The following is a 23,033-nucleotide window of genomic DNA, read 5'->3' as shown; positions in this document are numbered from 1 at the left end:
TTCAAAGGCTTTTCGAGGTTACCGACGAGGTTGTTTGCGTTGCCGCTTGCCCTGTCGATGGAGGCGCATTATAGGGAACAGATTCTTTCTGACAACCCCTCATCGGCAATAAAATTGCAAAAAAGGGCACTTTTTTAGTTATTCACCTCCAATCACAGCTTTTATACAAACTTATCCACAGAAACAGCCTGCAGATTGCTAGAATGGCCGAAAACAAGGAGGCCAAGATGGACTTGCGACTGAGACCCTGCAAGGGAAAACGCCCGCAATTGGGCAAATGGGTATATGTAGGGCGATATCAGCTGGCTGACGATGTTCACGCCAAGTGATCCAACCATTAACCATTCACCACTCAGCAGTGGTTTGGGAACAGCGCTTACTTCTATAGAAGAACATATAGGTGAATGATGAGTTGAGGCAGTTGAGGCAGTTGAGGCAGTTGAGGCAGTTGAGGCAGTTGAGGCAGTTGAGGCAGTTGAGGCAGTTGAGGCAGTGTCAGAATGGATTAAAAGAAAAGCCGGGACAAGCCCGGCTTTTTCTTTATCACTCAGCAGCTGCTTCAGCAGCGGCCGGGCGGTCTACCAGCTCAATATAAGCCATAGGGGCGTTGTCGCCAGCACGGAAACCGCATTTCAGAATGCGAGTATAACCGCCGGCGCGCTCCAGGTAGCGCGGGCCCAGTTCATTGAACAGCTTAGCCACGATCGCGTTGTCGCGAGTGCGGGCAAATGCCAGACGACGATTAGCAACGCTATCAGTCTTGGCAAGGGTGATCAGCGGTTCAACTACACGACGCAGCTCTTTTGCCTTAGGCAGAGTCGTCTTGATGATCTCATGACGAACCAGGGAGCTGGCCATGTTGCGGAACATAGCCTGACGATGGCTGCTGTTCCGGTTCAGTTGACGACCACTCAAACGATGGCGCATGACCTTATCCTTCTAACTAAATCTGTGAAACCCGTAATCTGGATTACTCGTCAGCGATGCTGGCGGGCGGCCAGTTCTCAAGGCGCATGCCAAGAGACAGACCACGGGAGGCCAACACGTCCTTGATCTCAGTCAGGGACTTCTTACCGAGGTTAGGAGTCTTAAGCAACTCAACTTCGGTACGCTGTACCAGATCACCAATATAGTGGATAGCTTCTGCCTTCAGACAGTTCGCAGAACGAACTGTCAGCTCCAAATCATCGACAGGACGCAGCAGAATCGGATCAAACTCGGGTTTCTCTTCTTTCTTCTCGGGCACGCTGACATCGCGCAGATCCACGAAGGCTTCCAGTTGCTCAGCCAGAATAGTGGCAGAACGACGGATAGCTTCCTCAGGATCCAGGGTACCATTGGTCTCCATGTCGATGACCAGCTTGTCCAAGTCGGTACGCTGTTCCACACGTGCTGCCTCAACATTGTAGGCAATACGAACGATGGGGCTGAACGCGGAGTCCAGCAGCAGGCGACCGATAGGACGCTCTTCGTCATCGTTGTGAACACGAGCAGAAGCAGGCACATAACCACGACCGCGCTGAACTTTCAGGCGCATGCTGATTTCAGCATTGGCACCAGTCAGGTGGCAGATTACGTGCTCCGGGTTTACGATCTCGACTTCATCACCGTGAGTGATATCACCTGCGGTAACGGGGCCTGTTCCAGACTTGGTCAGGGACAGAGTTACCTCGTCCTTGCCTTCCAGCTTCACAGCGATACCTTTCAGGTTGAGCAGGATTTCAAGAATGTCTTCCTGTACACCTTCTTTGCTGCTGTACTCATGCAGTACCCCGTCAATTTCGACTTCAGTAACTGCACAACCGGGCATAGAAGACAGCAAAATACGACGCAGGGCGTTGCCCAGCGTGTGACCAAAGCCACGCTCAAGTGGCTCAAGAGTCACTTTCGCATGAGTCGGGCTAACTTGCTCGATGTCAACTAGCCGCGGTTTAAGAAAATCTGTTACAGAACCCAGCATTGTGTCCTCTCTTTAGAAGCTAGCTTTACTTGGAGTAAAGCTCGACGATCAGCTGTTCGTTAATGTCGGCAGACAGGTCGGAACGCTCTGGCAGGCGCTTGAAGGCACCTTCCATTTTAGCGGCATCAACCTCTACCCAAGTCGGCTTCTCGCGCTGACCAGCAACCTCAAGGGCAGCTTTGATACGCGCTTGCTTCTTAGCCTTCTCACGAACGCAGATCACGTCCTCAGGGGAAACCTGGAAAGAAGGAATGTTCACAACGCGGCCGTTTACCATGATGGCCTTGTGGCTCACCAGCTGACGAGATTCAGCGCGGGTAGCACCGAAGCCCATGCGGTATACGACGTTGTCCAGACGACCTTCCAGCAGCTGCAACAGGTTTTCACCGGTGTTACCCTTTTGACGGGCAGCGTCGCGGTAGTAGTTGCGGAACTGTTTTTCCAATACGCCGTAGATACGACGAACTTTTTGTTTCTCGCGCAGTTGCACACCGTAATCGGACAGACGGGGCTTGCGAGCGCCGTGCTGACCAGGAGCGGTGTCAATCTTGCACTTAGAATCAATCGCACGAACACCAGACTTCAGGAAGAGGTCTGTGCCCTCACGACGGCTAAGCTTAAGCTTAGGACCGATATATCTTGCCATCTTCTTTCTCCAACAATCCTAGACCAAGTAGCTACAGCGTTACACGCGGCGCTTCTTGGGAGGACGACAACCGTTGTGCGGGATCGGAGTCACATCAGTAATGTTAGTGATGCGGAAACCAGCCGCGTTCAGGGCGCGGATGGAAGACTCACGACCGGGACCCGGACCTTTGACCATGACTTCCAGGTTCTTGACGCCATATTCTTTGGCCATCTCACCAGCGCGCTCGGCAGCTACCTGAGCAGCGAACGGGGTGGACTTACGAGAACCACGGAAACCGGAACCACCAGAAGTAGCCCAAGACAGAGCATTGCCCTGACGGTCAGTAATGGTCACGATTGTGTTGTTGAAAGATGCATGAACGTGCGCAATACCGTCGCTCACTTGCTTTTTAACGCGCTTGCGAGCACGAGTCGGAGTTTTAGCCATTTTCTACCTTCCCGTTACTTCTTGATAGCCTTGCGCGGACCCTTACGGGTACGAGCGTTGGTCTTGGTACGTTGACCACGAACAGGCAGGCTACGACGGTGACGCAAACCACGGTAGCAACCCAGATCCATCAATCGCTTGATGTTCATGGAAATCTGACGACGCAGGTCACCTTCAACGGTGAATTTACCTACTTGTTCACGCAGACTCTCGATCTGAGCTTCGTCCAGGTCTTTAATTTTCACATTCTCAGCGATACCGGCTGCGGCACAAATGGCCTTGGAGCGGGTACGACCGACGCCATAAATCGCAGTCAAAGCAATGACTGCATGCTTATGGTCAGGAATGTTAATGCCAGCGATACGGGCCACTATTCACTCCTACATATAGTAGATTACGACCACCACAAAGCCCGTGAGCGGATACGTGGCGGTCAACCAATACACAACAAAAGTTGGCTGGCTATATTAGCCAGCACAACTATTTGTTGCAAGTACTAACCGTAAAAAATTAGCCTTGGCGCTGTTTATGCTTTGGCTCGCTGCAAATCACACGCACCACACCGTGACGCTTGATGATTTTGCAGTTACGGCAGATTGCCTTAACGGAAGCACGAACTTTCATTGCTTAACTCCGTAACTACGCCGACCTTTAGCGGCCGTAGCCCTTCAGGTTGGCCTTCCTCAGGACGTCACCATATTGATGAGACATCATATGGGTTTGTACCTGAGCCATGAAGTCCATGATAACCACCACAATAATCAGCAGCGAAGTGCCACCGAAGTAGAACTGTACGTTCCAGGCAGTCATCAGGAACTGGGGTACCAGACAGATAAAGGTTATATAGAGCGCACCTGCCAATGTCAGGCGAGTCATAACCTTATCGATATAACGTGCTGTCTGCTCGCCCGGGCGGATCCCCGGGATAAAGGCTCCACTCTTCTTCAGGTTATCTGCTGTCTCGCGGGGGTTGAACACCAGCGCGGTATAGAAGAAACAGAAAAAGATAATGGCTGCTGCATACAGCATCTCGTAAAGCGGCTGACCCGGCTGCAGGACCATAGAGACCTGTTGCAGGATATCAGCGACTTTACCCTCACCCTGACCAAACCAGGAGGTAATGGTACCCGGGAAGAGGATGATACTGGATGCGAAAATCGCAGGAATCACACCAGCCATATTCACTTTCAACGGCAGGTGCGTGCTTTGCGCGGCAAATACCTGGCGGCCTTGTTGACGCTTGGCATAGTTAACGACGATACGACGCTGACCACGCTCCACGAACACCACAAAGTAAGTCACTGCGAAAACAATCAAGCCCAGCAACAACAACAGCAGGATGTGCAATTCCCCTTGACGTGCCTGTTCGGCCGTAGCGCCAATGGCATGCGGCAGACCAGCAACGATACCTGTGAAAATAATCAACGAGATACCATTACCAATCCCACGCTCGGTAATCTGCTCACCCAACCACATCAAGAACATGGTACCGGTGACCAGACTCACAACCGCTGTGAAATAGAAGCCCAAACCCGGATGAGTCACGAGTCCTTGCATCATATTCGGCAGACCGGTTGCAATACCAATGGCCTGGAAAGTTCCCAAAACCAGCGTGCCCCAACGGGTATATTGGCTAATCTTGCGACGGCCGGATTCACCCTCTTTCTTGAGTTCAGCAAGAGCAGGATGAACCACTGTCAGCAGCTGGATAATGATCGACGCCGAAATGTACGGCATGATCCCCAACGCAAGAATAGAAGCACGCGATAGTGCACCACCACTGAACATGTTGAACATCTCAATGATGGTGCCCTTCTGTTGCTGGAACAACTCGGCCAGTACGGCGGCGTCAATACCAGGAATCGGCACATAAGAGCCTGCACGGAAAACGATAATCGCCCCGAGAACGAAGAGCAGACGGCTCTTCAGTTCACTCAGACCACCCTGTGCTTTAACATCCAATCCTGGTTTCTTAGCCATTGTACTGATTATTCCTCGATTTTACCGCCAGCGGCCTCGATGGCTGCACGTGCACCTTTGGTGACGGACAGACCACGAACGGTCACAGCACGGTCAATGTTGCCAGACAGAACAACTTTAGCGAACACGATGTTCTTGGTCAGAACGCCGGCTTGCTTCAGAGTGCTCACGTCGACTACATCACCTTCTACCAGGGCGATTTCGTTCAGGCGCACTTCGGCAGATACCAAAGATTTGCGAGAGAAGAAACCGAACTTCGGCAGACGGATTTTCAAAGGCATCTGGCCGCCTTCGAAACCGTTGCGGACTTTACCGCCACCGGAACGAGAGGTTTGACCTTTAACACCACGACCACCGGTCTTGCCCAGACCAGAACCGATACCACGGCCCGGACGGTGCTTAACGCGCTTGGAACCAGCGGCCGGAGACAGAGTATTCAGACGCATGCTTAGCCCTCCACCTTAACCATGTAATAAACCTGGTTGATCATACCGCGTACGCAAGGAGTATCTTCCAGCTCAACGGTGTGACCAATGCGACGCAGACCCAGACCACGCAGAGTCGCCTTGTGCTTTGGCAGACGGCCGATAGAGCTGCGAGTTTGAGTTACTTTTACAGTGTTAGCCATGTCGCATTACCCCAGAATTTCTTCAACGCGCAGACCACGCTTGGCAGCGATCTGTTCCGGTGACTGACCGTGAACCAGAGCGTCTACAGTTGCGCGAACAACGTTGATTGGGTTGGTGGAACCGTAGGTCTTAGCCAGCACGTTGTGGATACCAGCAACTTCCAGAACGGCACGCATGGCGCCGCCTGCGATGATACCAGTACCTTGAGAGGCCGGCTTCATGAACACGGTGGAACCGGAGTGAACACCTTTCACCGGGTGGTGCAGGGTGCCGTTGTTCAGTTCAACCTTGTTCAGGTTACGCTTGGCCTGTTCCATTGCTTTTTGAATAGCAGCCGGAACTTCACGGGCTTTACCGTAACCGTAACCTACACGGCCGTTACCATCACCCACCACGGTCAACGCGGTGAAGGACATGATACGACCACCTTTAACAGTTTTCGAAACACGGTTTACTGCAATGAGCTTTTCTTGCAGTTCGCCGGCTTGAGATTCGACTTTAGCCATCTTCGACTCCTAGCTTAGAACTGAAGACCAGCGTCACGTGCGGCAGCTGCCAGGGCAGCGATGCGACCGTGATACTTGAAACCGGAACGATCGAAAGATACGTTCTGAACGCCTTTGGCAATAGCACGCTCAGCGATAGCTTTACCTACAGCGGTAGCCGCATCTGCGTTACCGGTGTATTTCAGAGCTTCACTGATGGCTTTCTCTACTGTGGAAGCAGAGGCCAGAACTTCGGAACCGTTGGCTGCAATAACCTGCGCATAGATATGACGCGGGGTACGGTGAACAACCAGACGGGTAGCTCCCAGTTCCTGCATCTTTTTCCGAGCACGAGTAGCACGACGGAGACGAGCTGCTTTCTTGTCCATAGTGTTACCTTACTTCTTCTTAGCTTCTTTAGTACGCACTTGCTCGTTGGCATAGCGTACACCCTTGCCCTTGTAGGGCTCCGGAGCGCGGTAAGCACGGATATCGGCGGCGACTTGGCCAACCAGCTGCTTGTCGACACCACGCAGAACGATTTCTGTGGCAGTCGGGCACTCAGCGGTCACACCAGCCGGCAGCGCATGCTCTACCGGGTGAGAGAAGCCCAGAGCCAGCGCAACAGCATTGCCCTTGATGGAGGCTTTATAACCTACACCAACCAGCTGCAGCTTGCGCTCGAAGCCTTGGGTAACACCGATTACCATGTTGTTGACCAATGCACGGGCAGTACCGGCCTGAGCGTCAGCACCAGCGATGCTGCCGCGCGGGGCGAACTTCAGTACATTGTCTTCTTTGGTCACTTCTACACCGGCGTGAATAGAGCGAACCAGAGAACCTTTACCACCTTTGATGGTCAGTTCCTGGCCGTTCAGAGTCACCTCTACGCCAGCAGGAATAGTGACGGGTGCCTTAGCAACACGAGACATTTCCTACCTCCTATTAAGCGACGTAGCAGATGATCTCACCGCCCATGCTTGCTTTGCGAGCAGCACGGTCAGTCATCACACCTTTAGACGTGGACACGATAGCAACACCGAGACCGCCCATAACTTTCGGCAGATCAGTAGTGCGCTTGTAAATACGCAGGCCTGGACGGCTTACGCGTTGGATCAGTTCTACAACTGGCTTGCCCTGGAAATATTTCAGTTCAATTTCCAGTTCCGGCTTCACGTCACCAGCTACGGAGTAGCCAGCGATGTAACCTTCTTCTTTCAGCACTTTGGCGATAGCCACTTTCAGCTTGGAAGAAGGCATGGAAACCGCAACTTTGCTCGCCGCCTGACCGTTACGGATGCGGGTCAGCATATCCGCGATCGGATCTTGCATGCTCATAAGTCTAACTCCCGAGATTCGTTACCAAGAAGCCTTCTTCAGGCCCGGAATTTCGCCCTTCATGGCATGCTCACGCACCTTGATGCGAGACAGGCCAAACTTGCGCAGGAAACCGTGCGGACGACCAGTAATATTGCAACGGTTACGCTGGCGGGACGGACTGGAATCACGGGGCAGCTGTTGCAGTTGCAGTACAGCATCCCAACGCGCTTCTTCAGAAGCGTTCATGTCAACGATGATAGCTTTCAGCTCGGCACGCTTGGTCGCGTACTTGGCTACCAGCTTGGCACGCTTTGCTTCGCGCGCTTTCATGGATGTTTTAGCCATAACCCTAACCTTACTTGCGGAATGGGAAGTTAAAGGCAGCCAGCAGAGCACGGCCTTCTTCATCGGTATTCGCGGAAGTGGTGATGGTGATATCCAGACCACGGACGCGATCGACTTTGTCATAGTCGATTTCCGGGAAGATGATCTGCTCACGCACGCCCATGGAGTAGTTACCACGACCGTCGAACGCTTTAGCGTTCAGGCCACGGAAGTCACGGATACGCGGTACGGAGATGCAGATCAGCCGTTCCAGGAACTCCCACATACGCTCGCCACGCAGGGTTACTTTACAACCTATCGGGTAGCCTTCACGAATCTTGAAGCCCGCAACAGATTTGCGAGCTTTGGTGATCAGCGGCTTCTGACCGGAAATGGCAGCCATATCGGCAGCAGCATTTTCCAGCAATTTCTTGTCAGAGATCGCTTCACCAACACCCATGTTCAGGGTGATTTTCTCGATCCGAGGGACTTGCATGATAGTCTTGTAACCGAACTGCTTGGACAGTTCATTTACTACATCGGATTTGTAGTAATCATGCAGTTTCGCCATCGTTAAACTCCAATTACTTCACAAGTTCGCCGGTGGATTTGAAGAAACGGACTTTTTTGCCGTCTTCAATCCGGAAACCAACGCGGTCAGCTTTGCCAGTGGCAGAGTTGAACAGCGCTACGTTTGATACATCGATGGGGGCTTCTTTGGTGACGATACCGCCAGCCTGACCCAGTGCGGGTACCGGCTTCTGGTGTTTCTTCACCTGGTTGATGCCTTCCACGATTACCTTACCTTTTGCAATCAGGACTTGAGTGACTTTGCCACGCTTGCCCTTGTCTTTGCCGGTAAGAACAATCACTTCGTCTTCGCGACGGATTTTAGCTGCCATCGTTCGACTCCTTACAGTACTTCGGGTGCCAGGGACACAATCTTCATGAACTTCTCATTACGCAGTTCACGGGTCACCGGGCCAAAAATACGAGTACCGATTGGCTGTTGGTTGTTGTTAAGCAACACAGCCGCATTGTTGTCGAAACGGATGACAGAGCCGTCCGGACGACGAACGCCTTTACGGGTGCGTACGACCACCGCGTTATACACATCACCTTTCTTCACTTTACCGCGAGGAATGGCTTCCTTGATGGAAACCTTGATGATGTCGCCGATGCCGGCGTAACGGCGGTGCGAGCCACCCAGAACCTTAATACACATTACACTGCGAGCGCCGGAGTTGTCGGCAACACCCAGCATACTTTGCATCTGGATCATCTTAGTGCTCCGCTTTGTTTACTTCTTATCCCTAATGGGATCTGGCTGCCTTCAAAAGGCGCGAAACTATAACACAGGATTTTCAGAAAAGGTAGCCTAAAAAACAAACGGCCCCTGAAAGGGGCCGCTTGGACTACAAAGTACCGATTAGGCCTTTTCTACAACGGCAACCAGGGTCCAGGACTTGGTCTTGGACAGCGGGCGGCATTCGCGGATTTCCACGAGGTCGCCAGCTTTGCACTCGTTGTTTTCGTCATGCACGTGCAGCTTGGTAGTGCGCTTGATGATCTTACCGTAGATCGGGTGCTTTACCTTGCGCTCGATAGCAACAGTGATGGACTTGTCCATCTTGTCGCTGATTACACGACCTTGCAGAGTACGGATCTTGTCAGTCATTACGCACCTGCCTTCTCAGTCAGTACAGTCTTGATACGTGCGACGTCACGACGCACTTGTTTCAGAGTGTGAGTCTGAGCCAGCTGGCCGGTGGACGCTTGCATGCGCATGTTGAATTGCTCACGCAGCAGGCCCAGCAGCTCCTGGTTCAGTTCTTCGACGCTCTTTTGACGCAGATCTTGGGCTTTCATCACATCACCGTCTTAATTACGAAAGTGGTCTGAACAGACAGCTTAGCTGCGGCCAGGGCAAACGCTTCACGCGCCAGAGCCTCAGGTACACCGTCCATCTCGTACAGAACCTTGCCAGGCTGGATCGGGCAAACCCAGTATTCCACGTTACCCTTACCTTTACCCATACGAACTTCGAGGGGCTTTTCGGTGATGGGCTTGTCCGGGAACACACGGATCCAGATCTTACCTTGACGCTTAACGTGACGGGTCATGGCACGACGGGCTGCTTCGATTTGACGAGCAGTCAGTTGACCACGGGATGTCGCCTTCAGGCCAAAGGTACCGAAGGATACTTCGTTACCAGAGGTGGCCAGACCGCGGTTACGACCCTTGTGGGTCTTGCGGAATTTAGTACGCTTAGGTTGCAACATTTACCGAATCTCCTTACTTAGCAGCGCGGCGCTTGTTGTCACGCTTGGGCTTTGCAGGAGCTTGCTCTTGAGCAGCGGCAGCGTTAACAGCAGCCAGACCGCCCAGAACTTCGCCCTTGAAGATCCAAACTTTAACGCCGATCACACCGTAAGTGGTGTGGGCTTCAGAAGTTGCGTAGTCGATGTCGGCACGCAGGGTGTGCAACGGCACACGACCTTCACGGTACCATTCGGTACGCGCGATTTCAGCGCCGCCCAGACGACCGGAAACTTCCACTTTGATGCCCTTGGCACCCAGGCGCATTGCGTTCTGTACGGCGCGCTTCATAGCACGACGGAACATTACACGACGCTCCAACTGGGAAGTGATGCTGTCGGCAACGAGTTTGCCATCCAGCTCCGGCTTGCGGACTTCGGAAATGTTGATCTGAGCAGGCACGCCAGCAATAGTGGCTACAGCTTTGCGCAGCTTCTCAACGTCTTCGCCTTTCTTACCGATGACAACACCCGGACGAGCGGTGTGAATGGTCACACGGATGCTCTTGGCCGGACGCTCAATGGTGATCTTGGACAAGGACGCGTTTTTCAGTTCCTTGGTCAGGAACTGGCGTACTTGAAAATCGCTGTACAGGTTGTCAGCGAAGTCTTTGGTGTTCGCGAACCAGGTAGAATTCCAAGGCTTGGTAATACCCAGGCGAATGCCATTAGGATGTACTTTCTGACCCATTGCTTATCTCCCAGCCTTAGCGTCGGATACCACTACAGTGATGTGAGCGGTACGCTTGAGGATACGATCCGCACGACCTTTGGCACGCGGACGGATGCGCTTCATGGAGGGACCTTCGTCGACCATGATAGTAGCAACACGCAGCGCGTCGATATCGGCGCCTTCGTTGTGCTCAGCGTTTGCAATGGCAGATTCCAGCACTTTCTTAACCAGCACTGCAGCCTTTTTCGGGCTGAAGGTCAGGATATTCAGAGCCTTGTCTACGGACAGACCACGTACTTGATCGGCTACCAGACGAGCTTTCTGGGCAGAAGTACGGGCATAACGGTGTTTAGCGATAGCTTCCATCATTTATCCCTTAGCGCTTCTTAGCCTTCTTATCAGCAGCATGGCCGCGATAAGTACGAGTCGGTGCGAATTCACCCAGTTTGTGACCGATCATTTCTTCGGTAACGAAAACCGGAACGTGCTGACGACCATTATGGACAGCGATGGTCAAACCGATCATGTTCGGGATGATCATTGAACGACGGGACCAGGTTTTAACCGGCTTTTTATCCCCGCTTTCCACCGCTTTCTCTACCTTCTTCAGCAAGTGCAGGTCAATAAATGGACCCTTCTTGAGAGAACGTGGCATGGTGATTCCTCTATGTTAACAATTACTTGTTACGACGACGTACGATGTACTTGTCGGTACGCTTGTTCTTACGGGTCTTGAAGCCTTTAGCCTTCTGGCCCCATGGGGACACAGGCTGCATGCCCTTGTTACGACCCTCACCACCACCGTGCGGGTGGTCAACCGGGTTCATCGCCATACCGCGAACGGTCGGACGAATACCACGCCAGCGGTTTGCACCGGCTTTACCCAGTTGACGCAACATGTGCTCGGAGTTACCGACTTCACCGATGGTAGCGCGGCACTCGGCCAGAACTTTACGTACTTCGCCGGAACGCAGACGCAGAGTTACATAGTTACCTTCACGAGCCAGGATCTGGATGAAAGTACCAGCGGAACGAGCCAGCTGGGCACCTTTACCAGGCTTCATCTCTACAGCGTGAACGGTAGAACCAACCGGGATGTTGCGCATCGGCAGGGCGTTACCTACCTTGATGGCTGCATCAGCACCAGAAGCGATCGCGTCACCAGCTTTCAGGCCTTTCGGAGCCAAGATGTAACGACGCTCACCGTCTGCATACAACACCAGAGCGATGTTAGCGGTACGGTTCGGATCGTATTCCAGGCGCTCTACTTTAGCCGGGATACCGTCTTTGTCGCGCTTGAAGTCGACGATACGGTAGTGCTGCTTGTGACCACCACCGATATGACGGGTAGTGATACGGCCGTTGTTGTTACGACCACCGGACTTGCTTTTGCTGTCCAGCAGAGCGGCGAAGGGCTTGCCCTTGTACAGCTCTTGATTGACGATCTTGACGACGTGGCGGCGGCCCGGAGAAGTAGGCTTGCACTTAACGATTGCCATTTTTGAGAACTCCTCTTACTCGGCTGCGCCCATGAAGTCGATGTCCTGACCAGCTTTCAGGGTCACATAAGCCTTTTTCCAATCGGAACGACGGCCTACGCGTGCACCTGCGCGCTTGGTCTTACCCTTCATGTTCAGGGTACGGACGGTCTCAACTTCGACCTCGAACAGTTTCGCAACTGCAGCTTTGACTTCCGCCTTGGTAGCATCAACAGCAACTTTGAACACGATAGTGTTCTGCTTTTCTGCAACCATGGTGCTCTTTTCAGAGATGTGCGGAGCCTTCAGAACTTTCAGCAGACGCTCTTCACGGATCATGCCAGCATCTCCTCGATTTGCTTAACTGCGTCAGCAGTCATCAGAACCTTGTCGAAAGCGATCAGGCTGACCGGGTCGATACCGGCAACGTCACGCACGTCAACTTTGTACAGGTTGCGAGCAGCCAGGAACAGGTTCTCATCGACTTCAGCAGTCACGATCAGAACGTCAGTCAGTTCCATTTCTTTCAGCTTGGCGATCAGTTCTTTGGTCTTCGGAGCTTCGATGCCGAACTTCTCAACAACGATCAGGCGCTCTTGACGTACCAGCTCGGACAGAATGCTACGGATAGCGCCGCGGTACATCTTCTTGTTTACTTTCTGGCTGTGATCTTGCGGCTTAGCAGCAAAAGTCACACCACCGGAACGCCAGATGGGCGAACGGATGGAGCCAGCACGGGCACGACCAGTACCCTTCTGACGCCACGGCTTTTTGCCGCCACCAGACACTTCAGAGCGAGTCAGCTGCGCACGAGTACCCTGACGGGCACCAGCGGCATATGCAACGACGACCTGGTGAACCAGAGCTTCGTTGAATTCGCGCCCGAAGGTAGTCTCGGAAACTTCAAGAGCGCTCTTGGCGTCTTTCATTACCAATTCCATTACTATCTCCTCAGACGTTACGCTTTGACGGCAGGTTTGACGATCACGTTGCCGTTGGTTGCACCCGGTACTGCACCTTTGATGAGCAGCAGGTTGCGTTCAGCGTCAACACGAACCAGTTCCAGGTTCTGAGTCGTTACACGCTCAGCACCCATGTGACCAGCCATCTTTTTGCCCTTGAATACACGACCCGGAGTCTGGTTCTGACCGATAGAACCCGGAACGCGGTGAGACAAGGAGTTACCGTGGGTCATATCCTGGGTGCGGAAGTTGTGGCGCTTAACAGTACCAGCAAAGCCCTTACCTTTGGATGTGCCGGTAACGTCTACCAGCTTAACGTCAGCGAGAAGATCTACTTTCAGCTCGCTACCAACAGTGAAAGTTTCACCGTTGTTCAGGCGGAATTCCCACAGACCGCGACCGGCTTCTACACCAGCTTTGGCGAAGTGGCCAGCTTCCGGCTTGGTCACACGGCTGGCTTTTTTGGCGCCAGTGGTAACCTGAATAGCGTTGTAGCCGTCGGTTTCTACAGATTTGACCTGAGTTACACGGTTAGCTTCAACTTCGATAACAGTCACCGGGATAGAAACGCCATCTTCAGTGAAGATGCGAGTCATACCCACTTTGCGACCTACAAGACCGATTGTCATTGTTATCAACCTCTTTCCGTAATTAACCCAGGCTGATCTGGACGTCTACACCAGCTGCCAGATCCAGACGCATCAGGGCGTCTACGGTCTTGTCAGTCGGCTCAACGATGTCTACCAGACGCTTGTGAGTGCGGATCTCGTACTGATCACGCGCATCTTTGTTGACGTGCGGGGAGATCAGGACGGTGAAGCGCTCTTTGCGAGTCGGCAGCGGAATAGGACCGCGAACCTGCGCGCCAGTGCGCTTAGCAGTTTCAACGATTTCCGCAGTGGATTGATCAATCAGGCGATGATCAAAAGCCTTCAGGCGGATACGGATTCTTTGGTTCTGCATTGACAGAGCTCCAATAGATAAAAGAACATAAATCAACACCGCCCGACCGAGATTTCTCCCGCCAGAGGTGTGATTTTTCACGTTTCCCCCCATATCGGGAGGACTGTATGGCTGGCTCCTGTAAACAGGAAACTCAGCAACAGACATATCGTCTGGCTTACCTCATGGGTAAGCGGAGGGGATTATACGGATTTTTCAAATTTGCGCAAGGGAAAGCGAACAGATTATGCGCAGTTTTATGTAACAGATGGATCTCGCCTGCGGCAACGCACTCTGCTGCCAACACCCAGGTAACGACAATGTTACAAGCAGACTGGTAGACTGTGCGCTTGCCTCCGTCAGTGGAACGACATCCCATGCTCAAAGATCAAAAGAAAGCCTATCAGTATGGCCTTTGCGCCGTTGCCCTCTGGTCGACGGTCGCCACAGCCTTCAAGATCTCCCTCGCCTATTTCGAACCCGTGCAACTGTTGCTTGTGGCCGCCTTCACCTCAACTCTCACGCTGACAGCCGTCGTCGCCAAACAGGGCAAACTGCCGCTGCTGGGGAGCTACATCAAGGCCCGCCCTTTCTACTACTTGACTCTGGGTGTGCTGAACCCCTTTCTCTATTACTTGTTGCTGTTCAAGGCGTATGACCTGCTGCCTGCCCAGCAGGCACAGACCCTCAACTACACTTGGGCTATCACTCTCAGTCTGCTTGCCGTCCCCTTTCTCGGCCAGAAGCTGCGTCGGCGCGATGGCGTCGCCATCGTGTTGGGATATTTTGGCGCACTGGTGATCGCTACCAGAGGGGATGTATTCGGCCTGCAGTTCGACAACCCCCTCGGCGTGACGCTGGCACTGGTCTCGACCCTCATCTGGGCCAGCTACTGGATCCTCAACACCCGCAATCAGGGGGATCCCATCGTCAGCCTGTTGCTCGGCTTTATGATCAGCCTGCCCTTTATCGTCGTTGCGACCTGGTTGCTCTCCGATTTTGCCATGACCGCCTGGCAGGGATGGGCTGGTGCCATCTATGTGGGACTGTTCGAAATGGGCTTCGGTTTCGTGCTCTGGCTGATGGCGCTGCGCCATGCCACCAACACGGCCCCCATCAGCAACCTCATCTTTATCTCGCCGTTTGCCTCACTGGTGCTGCTCAACCTGTTGATCGGCGAAACCATCCATCCGGCCACCCCCATCGGGTTGGCGCTCATCGTTGCCGCCCTGCTGATCCAGCAGCTCAAGTACGGTAAACGCTATCGTGCATCAGTCGAAACCAAGAGCTGACCATGCAGAAGGGCGTATCCACGGATACGCCCTTCTCTCAATCCATCCACTCCTGTGGCTGATGTTTCGGCAGCCGTATCTCGACCAGCAGGCCGCCGAGATCCGAGCTTCCCAGCCGGATAGTGCCGTGGTGCTGGGCGACTATCTTGGCCACGATGGCCAACCCCAAGCCACTGCCGCCAACGGTCCGCGCCACATTCCCCTGAGTAAACGGCTTGAGCACCCGGGAGTAGTCCTGCTCCGGAATACCGGGGCCATCATCGGATAGGCGCAGGCGCACCCAGTGCCCGTCGTCCTTCAACTCGGCATACAAGCGGCTCGCCCCATAACGCTGCGAGTTGCTTGATAGGTTGTTCAACACCCGCCGGATACTAACCGGATTGCAGGCCACCCGCACTGCCTCTTGTGGCAGCGCCAGATCGACGTCCAGCCCCTGCTCCGAATAGATCAACAGGGTATCGTGCACCAGCTGGGTCAGATCGACAGGTACCGGAGCCTGCCCCTCATCCGGGCGGATGTAATCGATGAACTGATCGATGATGGCATTGGACTCATCAATATCTGAGTTGATGCTCTCCTTGAGATATTCGTCACCGGAGGACATCATCTCGGTAGCCAGCCGGATACGGGTCAGCGGGGTTCGCAGGTCATGGGAAACCCCCGCCATCATCAGGTTACGCTCTTCGATCAGGCTCTTGATGGAGTGGGACATATGGTTGAAGGTGCGGGTCAGACGGCGTACCTCCCGTGACCCCAGCTCCCCCAGCGCCTCGGGGAAATGTCCTCTGGCCACGGCAACCGCGCCAGCCTCGAGATCCTCGAGCGGACGAACCAACTGGCGTGCAAAGCGCCAGGCAGCAAACAGGGTGATCACCAGCAGCACGCTCAGATAGATGATGAGGGGTTCGATATCGTCATCTTCAATCTCGGTCAGCGGGATCCGCACCCAGATTTTGCTGGCCTGTGGCGGCTGGATCCAGATGATGTAGTGATCCTGGATCTCGACCCGCACCTTGGCCGGGCCACCCAGTTCGCGGCTTATGTTCTCCTCCAGATAGGGGTACGGCTTGGCATCGTTGAAGCCATGCTGCACCGCCTCGCTCTGGGTATAGATGTCGGTACCGGTCGTCACATAGACCAGCGCCTCGGCATCTTCACTCAACGCCAGCTGCTCGGTATTGACCGGAAAGATCAGCTTGACCTGATTGGCCAGCAGGTGACTGATCTGTTTGACGGTGGGTGCCAGCAGATAGTTGTAGAAGGTGACATAGGAGACCGCTTGATAGACCACCAGAACGGCGGCCAGGAACCAGAGCATGCGCGAGAACATGCTGCCGACCTTTTTCATGCACCGTCACCATCTGGTACAAACACATACCCCAGACCCCAGACGGTCTGTAGATAGCGGGGCTGGGCCGGATCCTGCTCCAGCAGGCGGCGCAAGCGGGAAACCTGAACATCGATGCTGCGTTCGGTGGCGGTGTATTCGCGGCCACGGGCCAGATTCATCAGCTTGTCGCGGGAGAGCGGCTCGCGCGGATGGCTGACCAGCACCTTGAGCACCGCAAATTCACCGCTGGTGAGCGCCATCGGCTCACCATCCCGGCTAAGCTCACGGGTAGCCAGATTGAGTTGGAAGGCTCCGAAGTTGACCACCTTCTCTGCAGCAGAGGGAGCCCCTGGCAACTCGACAGTATGGCGGCGCAGCACAGCTCGGATCCGCGCCAGCAGTTCACGGGGATTAAATGGCTTGGGCAGATAGTCATCGGCTCCCATCTCGAGCCCGACGATGCGATCCACTTCATCCCCCTTGGCAGTGAGCATCAGCACCGGGATTTGGTTGCCAGCTTCCCGCAGACGACGACAGATGGAGAGCCCATCCTCCCCCGGCAACATCAGGTCAAGCACCATCAGGCTGAAGTTTTCACGAGTCAGCAAGCGATCGGCCTGTTCGCCATTAGCCACGCCGCGCACCACGAATCCCTGCTCGGTGAGATAGCGTTCCAACAGGGAACGTAATTTCAGGTCATCGTCCACGACCAGGACCTTGTATTGCTGCTGACTCATTGCTTTGCCTCTTCATTCTTTCGCTGCCCACCATACTAGGGGGGGATATCGCGGGAGAAAAGCATAAATATGTTACCGGTTATTACCCATGATCAGAGCGTGACGGCCGTCAAGCCCTCCTCCAGACCAGTACCGCTGAATGGCTCCCGCCAAGCTGGCGCAATTTCTCTCGACAGAAGGAGGACAAAAGCTAATATTCCCGAGCAGTTAGCGATGATTACCCCTCTTTGACCAGGTCCGCATCACCATGAAGACAAAGCTGATCACCCGCGAAGGCTACAACAAGCTGAAAGAAGAGCTCGATTTCCTCTGGCGTCAGGAGCGCCCCGAGGTCACCAGAAAGGTGGCATGGGCCGCCAGCCTGGGGGATCGCAGCGAAAATGCCGACTACCAGTACAACAAGAAGCGACTGCGGGAGATCGATCGGCGGGTGCGTTACCTGCGCAAATGTCTCGAAGAGCTGGGGATCGTCGACTATGCCCCCGCGCAGGAGGGCAAGGTCTTCTTCGGTGCCTGGGTCGAGGTGGAAAACGAAGAGGGCGAGACCAAGCGCTTTCGCATCGTCGGCTATGACGAGATCTTCGAGCGCAAGGATTACATCTCCATCGACTCCCCCATGGCCCGCGCCCTGCTCAAGAAAGAGGTCGGTGATGAGGCCATCGTCCGTACGCCAGTTGGTGACGTCTGCTGGTATATCAACGAGATCAGCTACCCCAAGTAGCCGGACTGCTTGCCACAGGCACATCCAGAGTCACAGGTGTAATGGCAAGATAAACGCTCTCCCCTGCGACTTATCAGTCTGACGGGTGCAGACCCCGGCGCAGGGTGGCATCCCGCAACACGACCCCATATAGTGCTCACACTTGGCGCCTGATGGCGCGGACTCGACCACAGAGGCCCTCAACAACATCATGATGCAAACCATAGAGAGACAGATTGCCGGTGAGCTCAATGCTCGCCCGGAGCAGGTGCAGGCCGCAGTACGCCTGCTGGATGAAGGCTCGACCGTGCCCTTTATCGCCCGTTACCGTAAAGAGGTGACCGGCGGTCTGGACGACAGCCAGCTGCGTACTCTGGAAAGCCGCCTCGGCTATCTGCGTGAACTGGAAGATCGCCGTCAGGTGATCATTCGCTCCATCGAAGAGCAGGGCAAACTGACCCCCGAGCTGGCCCGCGAATTGAATGGCGCCGACAGCAAGACCCGACTGGAAGACCTCTATCTCCCCTACAAGCCCAAGCGCCGCACCAAGGGGCAGATGGCGATCGAAGCCGGGTTGGAGCCGCTGGCCAACCTGCTGCTCAGCGACCCGATGCAGGATCCCGAGCAAGCTGCAGCCACCTTCCTCAATCCCGAACAGGGCATTGCCGACAGCAAGGCAGCCCTCGACGGCGCCCGCTATATCCTGATGGAGCGCTTCGCCGAGCAGGCCGACCTGCTGGAGAAGCTGCGCGACTACCTGTGGCAAAATGCCACCCTGCGCGCCCGCGTGGTGGCAGGCAAGGAGCAGGAAGGGGCCAAGTTCAAGGACTATTTCGAACACGACGAACCACTGCACAAGGCCCCCTCCCACCGGGTGCTGGCCATGCTGCGCGGCCGCAATGAAGGGATCCTCAATCTGGCGCTGGTCACCGGTGACGACGAGAGTGCTAGCCCCTGCGAAGGGATCATTACCCACCACCTCAAGCTCAACCTGCAGAACCGCCCGGCCGACAAGTGGCTGCAAGGGGTGGTGAGCTGGACCTGGAAGATCAAGTTGTCGCTTCAGATGGAGACTGAGCTGATCGGCCGTATCCGCGAGTCGGCAGAGGAGGAAGCGATCAAGGTGTTCGCCATGAACCTCAAGGATCTGCTGATGGCGGCCCCGGCGGGCATGCGCTGCACCATGGGGCTGGATCCGGGCATCCGCACCGGCGTCAAGGTTGCCGTGGTGGATGCCACCGGCAAGCTGGTCGATCACGCCACCATCTATCCGTTCGAACCAAAACGGCAGATTGATCAGAGCCTCAAGACCCTGAGCGAGCTGTGCCAGAAACACAAGGTCGAGCTCATCAGCATCGGCAACGGCACCGCCTCGCGGGAGACCGACCGGCTGGTGAACGACCTGTTCGAGCGCTACCCCGCCGCCAAGGCGCAGAAGATAGTGGTGAGCGAAGCAGGAGCCTCTGTCTACTCCGCCTCCGAGCTTGCCTCTCAGGAGTTCCCGGATCTCGACGTCTCGATCCGTGGCGCCGTCTCCATCGCCCGCCGCCTGCAAGACCCGCTGGCCGAGCTGGTCAAGATCGATCCCAAGAGTATCGGGGTGGGCCAGTATCAGCACGACGTCGGCCAGAGCCAGCTGGCCCGTCGGCTGGATGCGGTGGTCGAGGATTGCGTGAACGCGGTCGGTGTGGATGTGAATACCGCCTCGGTCGCCCTGCTCAACCGGGTTTCCGGCCTCTCCCAGACGCTGGCCCAGAACATCGTCGCCTACCGGGATGAGCACGGCGCATTCAAGAGCCGTCAGCAATTGCTGAAAGTGAGCCGACTCGGCCCAAAAGCCTTCGAACAGTGCGCCGGCTTCCTGCGCATTCGCGGCGGCAGCAATCCCCTCGACAGCTCGGCGGTGCACCCCGAGTCCTATCCAGTGGTGGAGCGGATCCTCGCCAAGCTGGAGCAGACCGTGGAGAGTCTGCTCGGCAACAGCAGCCTGCTGCGCAGCCTGAAACCGGCCGATTACACCGATGAGCAATTCGGCGTACCTACCGTCACCGACATCATCGGCGAGCTGGACAAGCCGGGCCGCGACCCGCGCCCCGAGTTCAAAACCGCGACCTTCAAGGAAGGGGTGGAGCAGATCAGCGACCTGGTGCCAGAGATGGTACTAGAAGGGGTGGTCACCAACGTCACCAACTTCGGCGCCTTCGTCGATATCGGTGTTCATCAGGACGGGCTGGTGCATATCTCCTCCCTGACCGACCGTTTCGTCAAGGATCCCCGCGAGGTGGTCAAGGCGGGCGACATTGTGCGGGTCAAGGTGCTGGAAGTGGACGCCTCGCGCAAGCGGATCAGCCTGACCATGCGCCTCGACGAGAAAGCGGGACAAGCTGCCCGCAAGTCGGCTGAAGCGCGCAACAGCAGTGCTGGCAACGCCAAGCCAAGAAATGAGCCGCGCCAAAGCCCCCCTATGGGTGGTGCCATGGGCAACGCCTTCGCGGCAGCGCTCTCCAAAGCGAAAAAGTAACGACACCGTCCGGAACGTCTCTAAATGCAAAAAGCCCCGCAAGGGGCTTTTTTACGCGCGAAGCTCAGGATTACTGCGTCAGGGCAGCAAGTATGCTCTCGGGCTCTCCATGCTGGGCCAGCACCTCCCGCAGTCGGTTGAATGCCTTGCAGGCCTCTTGCGGATACTTGCCGTAAGAGACGACGCCGGTGTGGCTCCAGCCAGCCGCCAGCATCACTTTCTTCTTGAAACTGGTTCCTTCAGTTCCTCCTCCTCCGAGCTGCATCAGAAACTGCTCCATCTGCAGGTGGGGGGGCGGTACACGGGAGAAGGTGGTGAAATCTTCCGCTTTGACTTCATCGAAATGCATGACAGCTCCTGTGAAATTGGAATGGGCCTGATCTTCAGGTTAGTTGCAAAACAGGCAAAGCAGCTGAAAGTTTGGCGAGGGTGATTCAGATATGCAGACTGAGGGACTGGGTAGAAGCCGGGCTGACAGCCTGTTGATAGTGGCCCGCGATGACGCTGTTGCGCTTGTCCATATAGGCACTCAGCACACCGCCCGATTTCGCGCTCTGCTCGGCCATCAGCTCTTTGCGCGCCTTGGCTTCACTCGCGGCGGCGCTGCGTGCAACGGCCAAATCCTGCGCGGAAGGCTCGGCAGGCGCCAGCGCTGCAGAGCGGATCTGCTGCATCTTGGCGATGGTAGCCGCAGGGTCACCGGGTACGACACTGGTATCGATCTGGACTTCGCCACCCGTAGCATAACGCTTGCCATCCGGCCCTTGCGTAAACTGATAGGTGGGCGAGCTGGCGTACTCTCCACCCGCAGACTGGTGAGCCTGCTCGTGAGTACGCACCTCCTTGTCACGCTCGACAAGATCCTGAACCTGCTGCTCTTGCCGCTGTTGCTGCTCCTGCTGTTTGGGATCTTGCTGCTTGCGCTGCCCATCCTCACCGGTGGCCTCGACAAAGCGATTGTCTGGCAGTGTCGTCGGCGCTAATTGCCCGGTTTCACGGCTGTTCTGGGAGGTCTGATTGCTGGAGGCCTGACCGGCTTTGGATTTCTCTTTCTGGGAGCCGACTTCGGATTCGGCAACGGAGGCTTGGCCCGCCCGGGCCTGCGGGATCAGTTCTGCCCGGCGATTATCCGTCCTCGCCGCTTCCACCTGGGGTTGCAGCTGTGTCGGGATAAGCGGAGGCAGACTGACATTGATGTTCATCTCACACCCGGATGTCGATCAGGGTTCCCATCATATCGCTGGCGGTCTGCACTACCTTGGCGGAAGCGCCAGCCTGCAGCTCGGCCACCTTGAGATTGACGAGCTCATCGGTCACTTGCACCTGATCCCCGCTGGGGGTGTTGAGACGGGCGATCTGATTGGATGCCTTGTCGGCAATCTGCTCGGCTCGCTGAAATCCCTGTACCCCGCTGTTGAAAGCAGAATCAATACGCATGATGTTACTCCTCTGGTCACAGCTTAATTATCCGCCAGACCAGAGGATTAATGAAGCTTGCTGACTATTTTTTATCCAACAAAATCTCGAACGATTTCAATGAATTCGTCAGGGTGGGAGATAAAAGGTGCGTGTGAGGCCTTATTGAGGGTCACGCTGCGGCTGGCAGGATAGAGATCATCCAGCAGGGGAATGGCCGCCTTGGGTACCAATGAATCCAGTCGCCCATAGATCCGCAACCAGGGCAGCTCCAGCTCCAGCAGCGGTTCGCGCAGATCAATCTCGGCCAACAGCCTCAGTCCGGCCTCGAGTGCGGCAAACTCGGGCGCCGGCCGCTCGGCCAGCCAGTGGCGCAACTGACGGATATCGTCCCGGGCATGTTCACTGCCCATTGCTTGGATCGCCAGAAAGCGCTCTATGGTCTGGCGAAAATCCCCCGCCAGCATCTGGTTGAAACCGGTCAGCACCTTGGGGGCAATTCCGGGCCACTCGTCCCGCGCCATAAAGCAGGGAGAGCTGGCTACCGTGATCAGGGAGTGCAACCGATCGGGATGAGTCAGCGCCAACTGGCTTGCCACCAGACCGCCGAGCGACCAGCCAAGCAGATGGCAATTCTGCGGCAAGATAGCAGCCACCTGCTCGGCAAGCCAGGGCAGGCTATAATCCACCTCGTCTGCCAGCAGGCTGTTGCCAAAGCCGGGCAAATCCACCAGATGAACCCGATAGTGGGACGCCAACTGTTGGGCAATGCCATGCCAGACCGCGCCGTTCATCCCCCAACCGTGCAACAGCACCAGATCGGGCCCCTGGCCAAACTGCTCTACCGATATGCTCATCTAGACTCAAGATCCCTGTTCATGCTCTTGGGGT

General features: G+C 55.4%; 37 protein-coding genes and 1 pseudogene. 4 read left to right on the top strand and 34 right to left on the bottom strand.

The genetic code is table 11. The features are described 5' to 3' along the window. Positions 1-203 precede the first annotated feature (203 nt). Positions 204-314: pseudogene (locus G5229_RS12820) on the top strand (gamma carbonic anhydrase family protein); the annotation flags it as partial. Positions 315-543: 229 nt separating this feature from the next. Here G5229_RS12820 and rplQ read toward each other — a convergent pair. From rplQ to rpsJ, 28 genes are all read right to left on the bottom strand, one after another. After that, positions 544-927, bottom strand: a complete 384-nt coding sequence (gene rplQ, locus G5229_RS12815) for a 50S ribosomal protein L17 (RefSeq protein WP_005307999.1) — start codon at positions 925-927, stop codon at positions 544-546. Positions 928-970: 43 nt separating this feature from the next. Next, positions 971-1,960, bottom strand: a complete 990-nt coding sequence (locus G5229_RS12810; protein ID WP_005307997.1) for a DNA-directed RNA polymerase subunit alpha — start codon at positions 1,958-1,960, stop codon at positions 971-973. Between the two features lie 25 nt (positions 1,961-1,985). Next, complete coding sequence (gene rpsD, locus G5229_RS12805) at positions 1,986-2,606, bottom strand: 30S ribosomal protein S4 (protein ID WP_005342696.1); 621 nt, start codon at positions 2,604-2,606, stop codon at positions 1,986-1,988. A 39-nt stretch (positions 2,607-2,645) separates the two neighbouring features. Next, complete coding sequence (gene rpsK / locus G5229_RS12800) at positions 2,646-3,035, bottom strand: 30S ribosomal protein S11 (protein ID WP_005307993.1); 390 nt, start codon at positions 3,033-3,035, stop codon at positions 2,646-2,648. A 14-nt stretch (positions 3,036-3,049) separates the two neighbouring features. Beyond that, a complete protein-coding gene (rpsM, locus tag G5229_RS12795; protein ID WP_005307991.1) occupies positions 3,050-3,406 on the bottom strand; it encodes a 30S ribosomal protein S13 in 357 nt (118 codons plus the stop codon). A gap of 139 nt (positions 3,407-3,545) precedes the next feature. Further along, the gene (gene rpmJ, locus G5229_RS12790; RefSeq protein ID WP_005319705.1) at positions 3,546-3,659 is read right to left on the bottom strand and encodes a 50S ribosomal protein L36; all 114 of its coding nucleotides are present in this window, start codon (positions 3,657-3,659) and stop codon (positions 3,546-3,548) included. Positions 3,660-3,686: 27 nt separating this feature from the next. Beyond that, positions 3,687-5,015: a preprotein translocase subunit SecY gene (gene secY, locus G5229_RS12785; RefSeq protein ID WP_005307989.1), complete on the bottom strand. Its 1,329-nt coding sequence runs from the start codon at positions 5,013-5,015 to the stop codon at positions 3,687-3,689. Between the two features lie 8 nt (positions 5,016-5,023). Further along, positions 5,024-5,461, bottom strand: a complete 438-nt coding sequence (rplO, locus tag G5229_RS12780; protein ID WP_005342691.1) for a 50S ribosomal protein L15 — start codon at positions 5,459-5,461, stop codon at positions 5,024-5,026. 2 nt (positions 5,462-5,463) lie between these two features. After that, positions 5,464-5,643: a 50S ribosomal protein L30 gene (rpmD, locus tag G5229_RS12775; protein WP_005307985.1), complete on the bottom strand. Its 180-nt coding sequence runs from the start codon at positions 5,641-5,643 to the stop codon at positions 5,464-5,466. A gap of 6 nt (positions 5,644-5,649) precedes the next feature. After that, complete coding sequence (gene rpsE, locus G5229_RS12770) at positions 5,650-6,150, bottom strand: 30S ribosomal protein S5 (RefSeq protein ID WP_005342686.1); 501 nt, start codon at positions 6,148-6,150, stop codon at positions 5,650-5,652. Positions 6,151-6,164: 14 nt separating this feature from the next. Next, positions 6,165-6,518, bottom strand: coding sequence for a 50S ribosomal protein L18 (rplR, locus tag G5229_RS12765; protein ID WP_005340606.1), 354 nt, complete (start codon positions 6,516-6,518; stop codon positions 6,165-6,167). A gap of 9 nt (positions 6,519-6,527) precedes the next feature. Further along, positions 6,528-7,061, bottom strand: coding sequence for a 50S ribosomal protein L6 (gene rplF, locus G5229_RS12760; protein WP_005340607.1), 534 nt, complete (start codon positions 7,059-7,061; stop codon positions 6,528-6,530). A 13-nt stretch (positions 7,062-7,074) separates the two neighbouring features. Beyond that, positions 7,075-7,467: a 30S ribosomal protein S8 gene (gene rpsH / locus G5229_RS12755; RefSeq protein WP_005307980.1), complete on the bottom strand. Its 393-nt coding sequence runs from the start codon at positions 7,465-7,467 to the stop codon at positions 7,075-7,077. Between the two features lie 21 nt (positions 7,468-7,488). Next, positions 7,489-7,794 carry a 30S ribosomal protein S14 gene (gene rpsN / locus G5229_RS12750; protein ID WP_005340609.1) on the bottom strand — a complete coding sequence of 102 codons (306 nt, stop codon included), beginning with the start codon at positions 7,792-7,794 and terminating at the stop codon, positions 7,489-7,491. Between the two features lie 10 nt (positions 7,795-7,804). Next, positions 7,805-8,344, bottom strand: a complete 540-nt coding sequence (gene rplE, locus G5229_RS12745) for a 50S ribosomal protein L5 (RefSeq protein ID WP_005331162.1) — start codon at positions 8,342-8,344, stop codon at positions 7,805-7,807. A gap of 13 nt (positions 8,345-8,357) precedes the next feature. Beyond that, complete coding sequence (gene rplX / locus G5229_RS12740) at positions 8,358-8,675, bottom strand: 50S ribosomal protein L24 (RefSeq protein ID WP_005307977.1); 318 nt, start codon at positions 8,673-8,675, stop codon at positions 8,358-8,360. An 11-nt stretch (positions 8,676-8,686) separates the two neighbouring features. Continuing rightward, a complete protein-coding gene (gene rplN, locus G5229_RS12735) occupies positions 8,687-9,055 on the bottom strand; it encodes a 50S ribosomal protein L14 (RefSeq protein ID WP_005307975.1) in 369 nt (122 codons plus the stop codon). A 147-nt stretch (positions 9,056-9,202) separates the two neighbouring features. Then, entirely contained in the window at positions 9,203-9,451 is a 249-nt protein-coding gene (rpsQ, locus tag G5229_RS12730; protein WP_005307966.1) for a 30S ribosomal protein S17, read from the bottom strand. Continuing rightward, positions 9,451-9,642, bottom strand: a complete 192-nt coding sequence (gene rpmC, locus G5229_RS12725) for a 50S ribosomal protein L29 (protein ID WP_005307965.1) — start codon at positions 9,640-9,642, stop codon at positions 9,451-9,453. Before rpmC ends, rpsQ begins: the two co-directional genes overlap by 1 nt. Further along, on the bottom strand, positions 9,642-10,055 hold the full coding sequence (gene rplP / locus G5229_RS12720) for a 50S ribosomal protein L16 (protein ID WP_005340612.1): 414 nt from the start codon (positions 10,053-10,055) through the stop codon (positions 9,642-9,644). Before rplP ends, rpmC begins: the two co-directional genes overlap by 1 nt. 13 nt (positions 10,056-10,068) lie before the next feature. Next, a complete protein-coding gene (gene rpsC, locus G5229_RS12715) occupies positions 10,069-10,782 on the bottom strand; it encodes a 30S ribosomal protein S3 (RefSeq protein WP_005307962.1) in 714 nt (237 codons plus the stop codon). Between the two features lie 3 nt (positions 10,783-10,785). Further along, positions 10,786-11,130 carry a 50S ribosomal protein L22 gene (rplV, locus tag G5229_RS12710; RefSeq protein ID WP_005319741.1) on the bottom strand — a complete coding sequence of 115 codons (345 nt, stop codon included), beginning with the start codon at positions 11,128-11,130 and terminating at the stop codon, positions 10,786-10,788. 10 nt (positions 11,131-11,140) lie between these two features. Further along, the gene (gene rpsS, locus G5229_RS12705; RefSeq protein ID WP_005307960.1) at positions 11,141-11,419 is read right to left on the bottom strand and encodes a 30S ribosomal protein S19; all 279 of its coding nucleotides are present in this window, start codon (positions 11,417-11,419) and stop codon (positions 11,141-11,143) included. Between the two features lie 22 nt (positions 11,420-11,441). Then, positions 11,442-12,263 (bottom strand): 50S ribosomal protein L2, encoded by an 822-nt coding sequence (gene rplB, locus G5229_RS12700; protein ID WP_005340614.1) that lies wholly within the window; start codon positions 12,261-12,263, stop codon positions 11,442-11,444. A 15-nt stretch (positions 12,264-12,278) separates the two neighbouring features. Then, the gene (gene rplW / locus G5229_RS12695) at positions 12,279-12,581 is read right to left on the bottom strand and encodes a 50S ribosomal protein L23 (RefSeq protein WP_005307955.1); all 303 of its coding nucleotides are present in this window, start codon (positions 12,579-12,581) and stop codon (positions 12,279-12,281) included. Next, positions 12,578-13,183 (bottom strand): 50S ribosomal protein L4, encoded by a 606-nt coding sequence (gene rplD / locus G5229_RS12690; RefSeq protein WP_005340616.1) that lies wholly within the window; start codon positions 13,181-13,183, stop codon positions 12,578-12,580. Before rplD ends, rplW begins: the two co-directional genes overlap by 4 nt. A 17-nt stretch (positions 13,184-13,200) precedes the next feature. Further along, the gene (rplC, locus tag G5229_RS12685; protein WP_005340620.1) at positions 13,201-13,833 is read right to left on the bottom strand and encodes a 50S ribosomal protein L3; all 633 of its coding nucleotides are present in this window, start codon (positions 13,831-13,833) and stop codon (positions 13,201-13,203) included. Positions 13,834-13,855: 22 nt separating this feature from the next. Then, positions 13,856-14,167 carry a 30S ribosomal protein S10 gene (gene rpsJ / locus G5229_RS12680; RefSeq protein ID WP_005307944.1) on the bottom strand — a complete coding sequence of 104 codons (312 nt, stop codon included), beginning with the start codon at positions 14,165-14,167 and terminating at the stop codon, positions 13,856-13,858. A 356-nt stretch (positions 14,168-14,523) separates the two neighbouring features. Here rpsJ and G5229_RS12675 point away from each other — a divergent pair, with 356 nt between their 5' ends. After that, on the top strand, positions 14,524-15,438 hold the full coding sequence (locus G5229_RS12675; protein ID WP_227341575.1) for a DMT family transporter: 915 nt from the start codon (positions 14,524-14,526) through the stop codon (positions 15,436-15,438). Positions 15,439-15,475: 37 nt separating this feature from the next. On the opposite strand, the gene envZ is transcribed toward G5229_RS12675, so the two are convergent. Continuing rightward, positions 15,476-16,786, bottom strand: a complete 1,311-nt coding sequence (envZ, locus tag G5229_RS12670; protein WP_227341576.1) for a two-component system sensor histidine kinase EnvZ — start codon at positions 16,784-16,786, stop codon at positions 15,476-15,478. Then, positions 16,783-17,505 carry a two-component system response regulator OmpR gene (ompR, locus tag G5229_RS12665; RefSeq protein WP_005340625.1) on the bottom strand — a complete coding sequence of 241 codons (723 nt, stop codon included), beginning with the start codon at positions 17,503-17,505 and terminating at the stop codon, positions 16,783-16,785. The genes envZ and ompR overlap by 4 nt, the downstream gene beginning before the upstream one ends. A gap of 247 nt (positions 17,506-17,752) precedes the next feature. Here ompR and greB point away from each other — a divergent pair, with 247 nt between their 5' ends. Both greB and G5229_RS12655 read left to right on the top strand, forming a co-directional pair. Then, positions 17,753-18,226: a transcription elongation factor GreB gene (gene greB / locus G5229_RS12660; RefSeq protein ID WP_005355349.1), complete on the top strand. Its 474-nt coding sequence runs from the start codon at positions 17,753-17,755 to the stop codon at positions 18,224-18,226. A 190-nt stretch (positions 18,227-18,416) separates the two neighbouring features. Next, positions 18,417-20,726: a Tex family protein gene (locus G5229_RS12655; RefSeq protein WP_421209232.1), complete on the top strand. Its 2,310-nt coding sequence runs from the start codon at positions 18,417-18,419 to the stop codon at positions 20,724-20,726. 70 nt (positions 20,727-20,796) lie between these two features. Here G5229_RS12655 and G5229_RS12650 read toward each other — a convergent pair whose 3' ends face one another. From G5229_RS12650 to bioH, 4 genes are all read right to left on the bottom strand, one after another. Further along, a complete protein-coding gene (locus G5229_RS12650) occupies positions 20,797-21,075 on the bottom strand; it encodes a hypothetical protein (RefSeq protein WP_005355353.1) in 279 nt (92 codons plus the stop codon). 85 nt (positions 21,076-21,160) lie between these two features. Continuing rightward, positions 21,161-21,928, bottom strand: coding sequence for a putative metalloprotease CJM1_0395 family protein (locus G5229_RS12645; RefSeq protein WP_279476717.1), 768 nt, complete (start codon positions 21,926-21,928; stop codon positions 21,161-21,163). 1 nt (position 21,929) lies between these two features. Then, positions 21,930-22,163, bottom strand: coding sequence for a flagellar hook protein FlgE (locus G5229_RS12640; protein ID WP_042054219.1), 234 nt, complete (start codon positions 22,161-22,163; stop codon positions 21,930-21,932). A gap of 71 nt (positions 22,164-22,234) precedes the next feature. Further along, positions 22,235-22,999, bottom strand: coding sequence for a pimeloyl-ACP methyl ester esterase BioH (gene bioH, locus G5229_RS12635; RefSeq protein ID WP_421209231.1), 765 nt, complete (start codon positions 22,997-22,999; stop codon positions 22,235-22,237). Between the last annotated feature and the right edge of the window lie 34 nt (positions 23,000-23,033).

Source organism: Aeromonas sp. 602396 (assembly GCF_049173735.1).
GTDB classification, from domain to species: domain Bacteria; phylum Pseudomonadota; class Gammaproteobacteria; order Enterobacterales; family Aeromonadaceae; genus Aeromonas; species Aeromonas veronii_A.
This window is presented reverse-complemented; position numbering and strand designations above follow the sequence as displayed.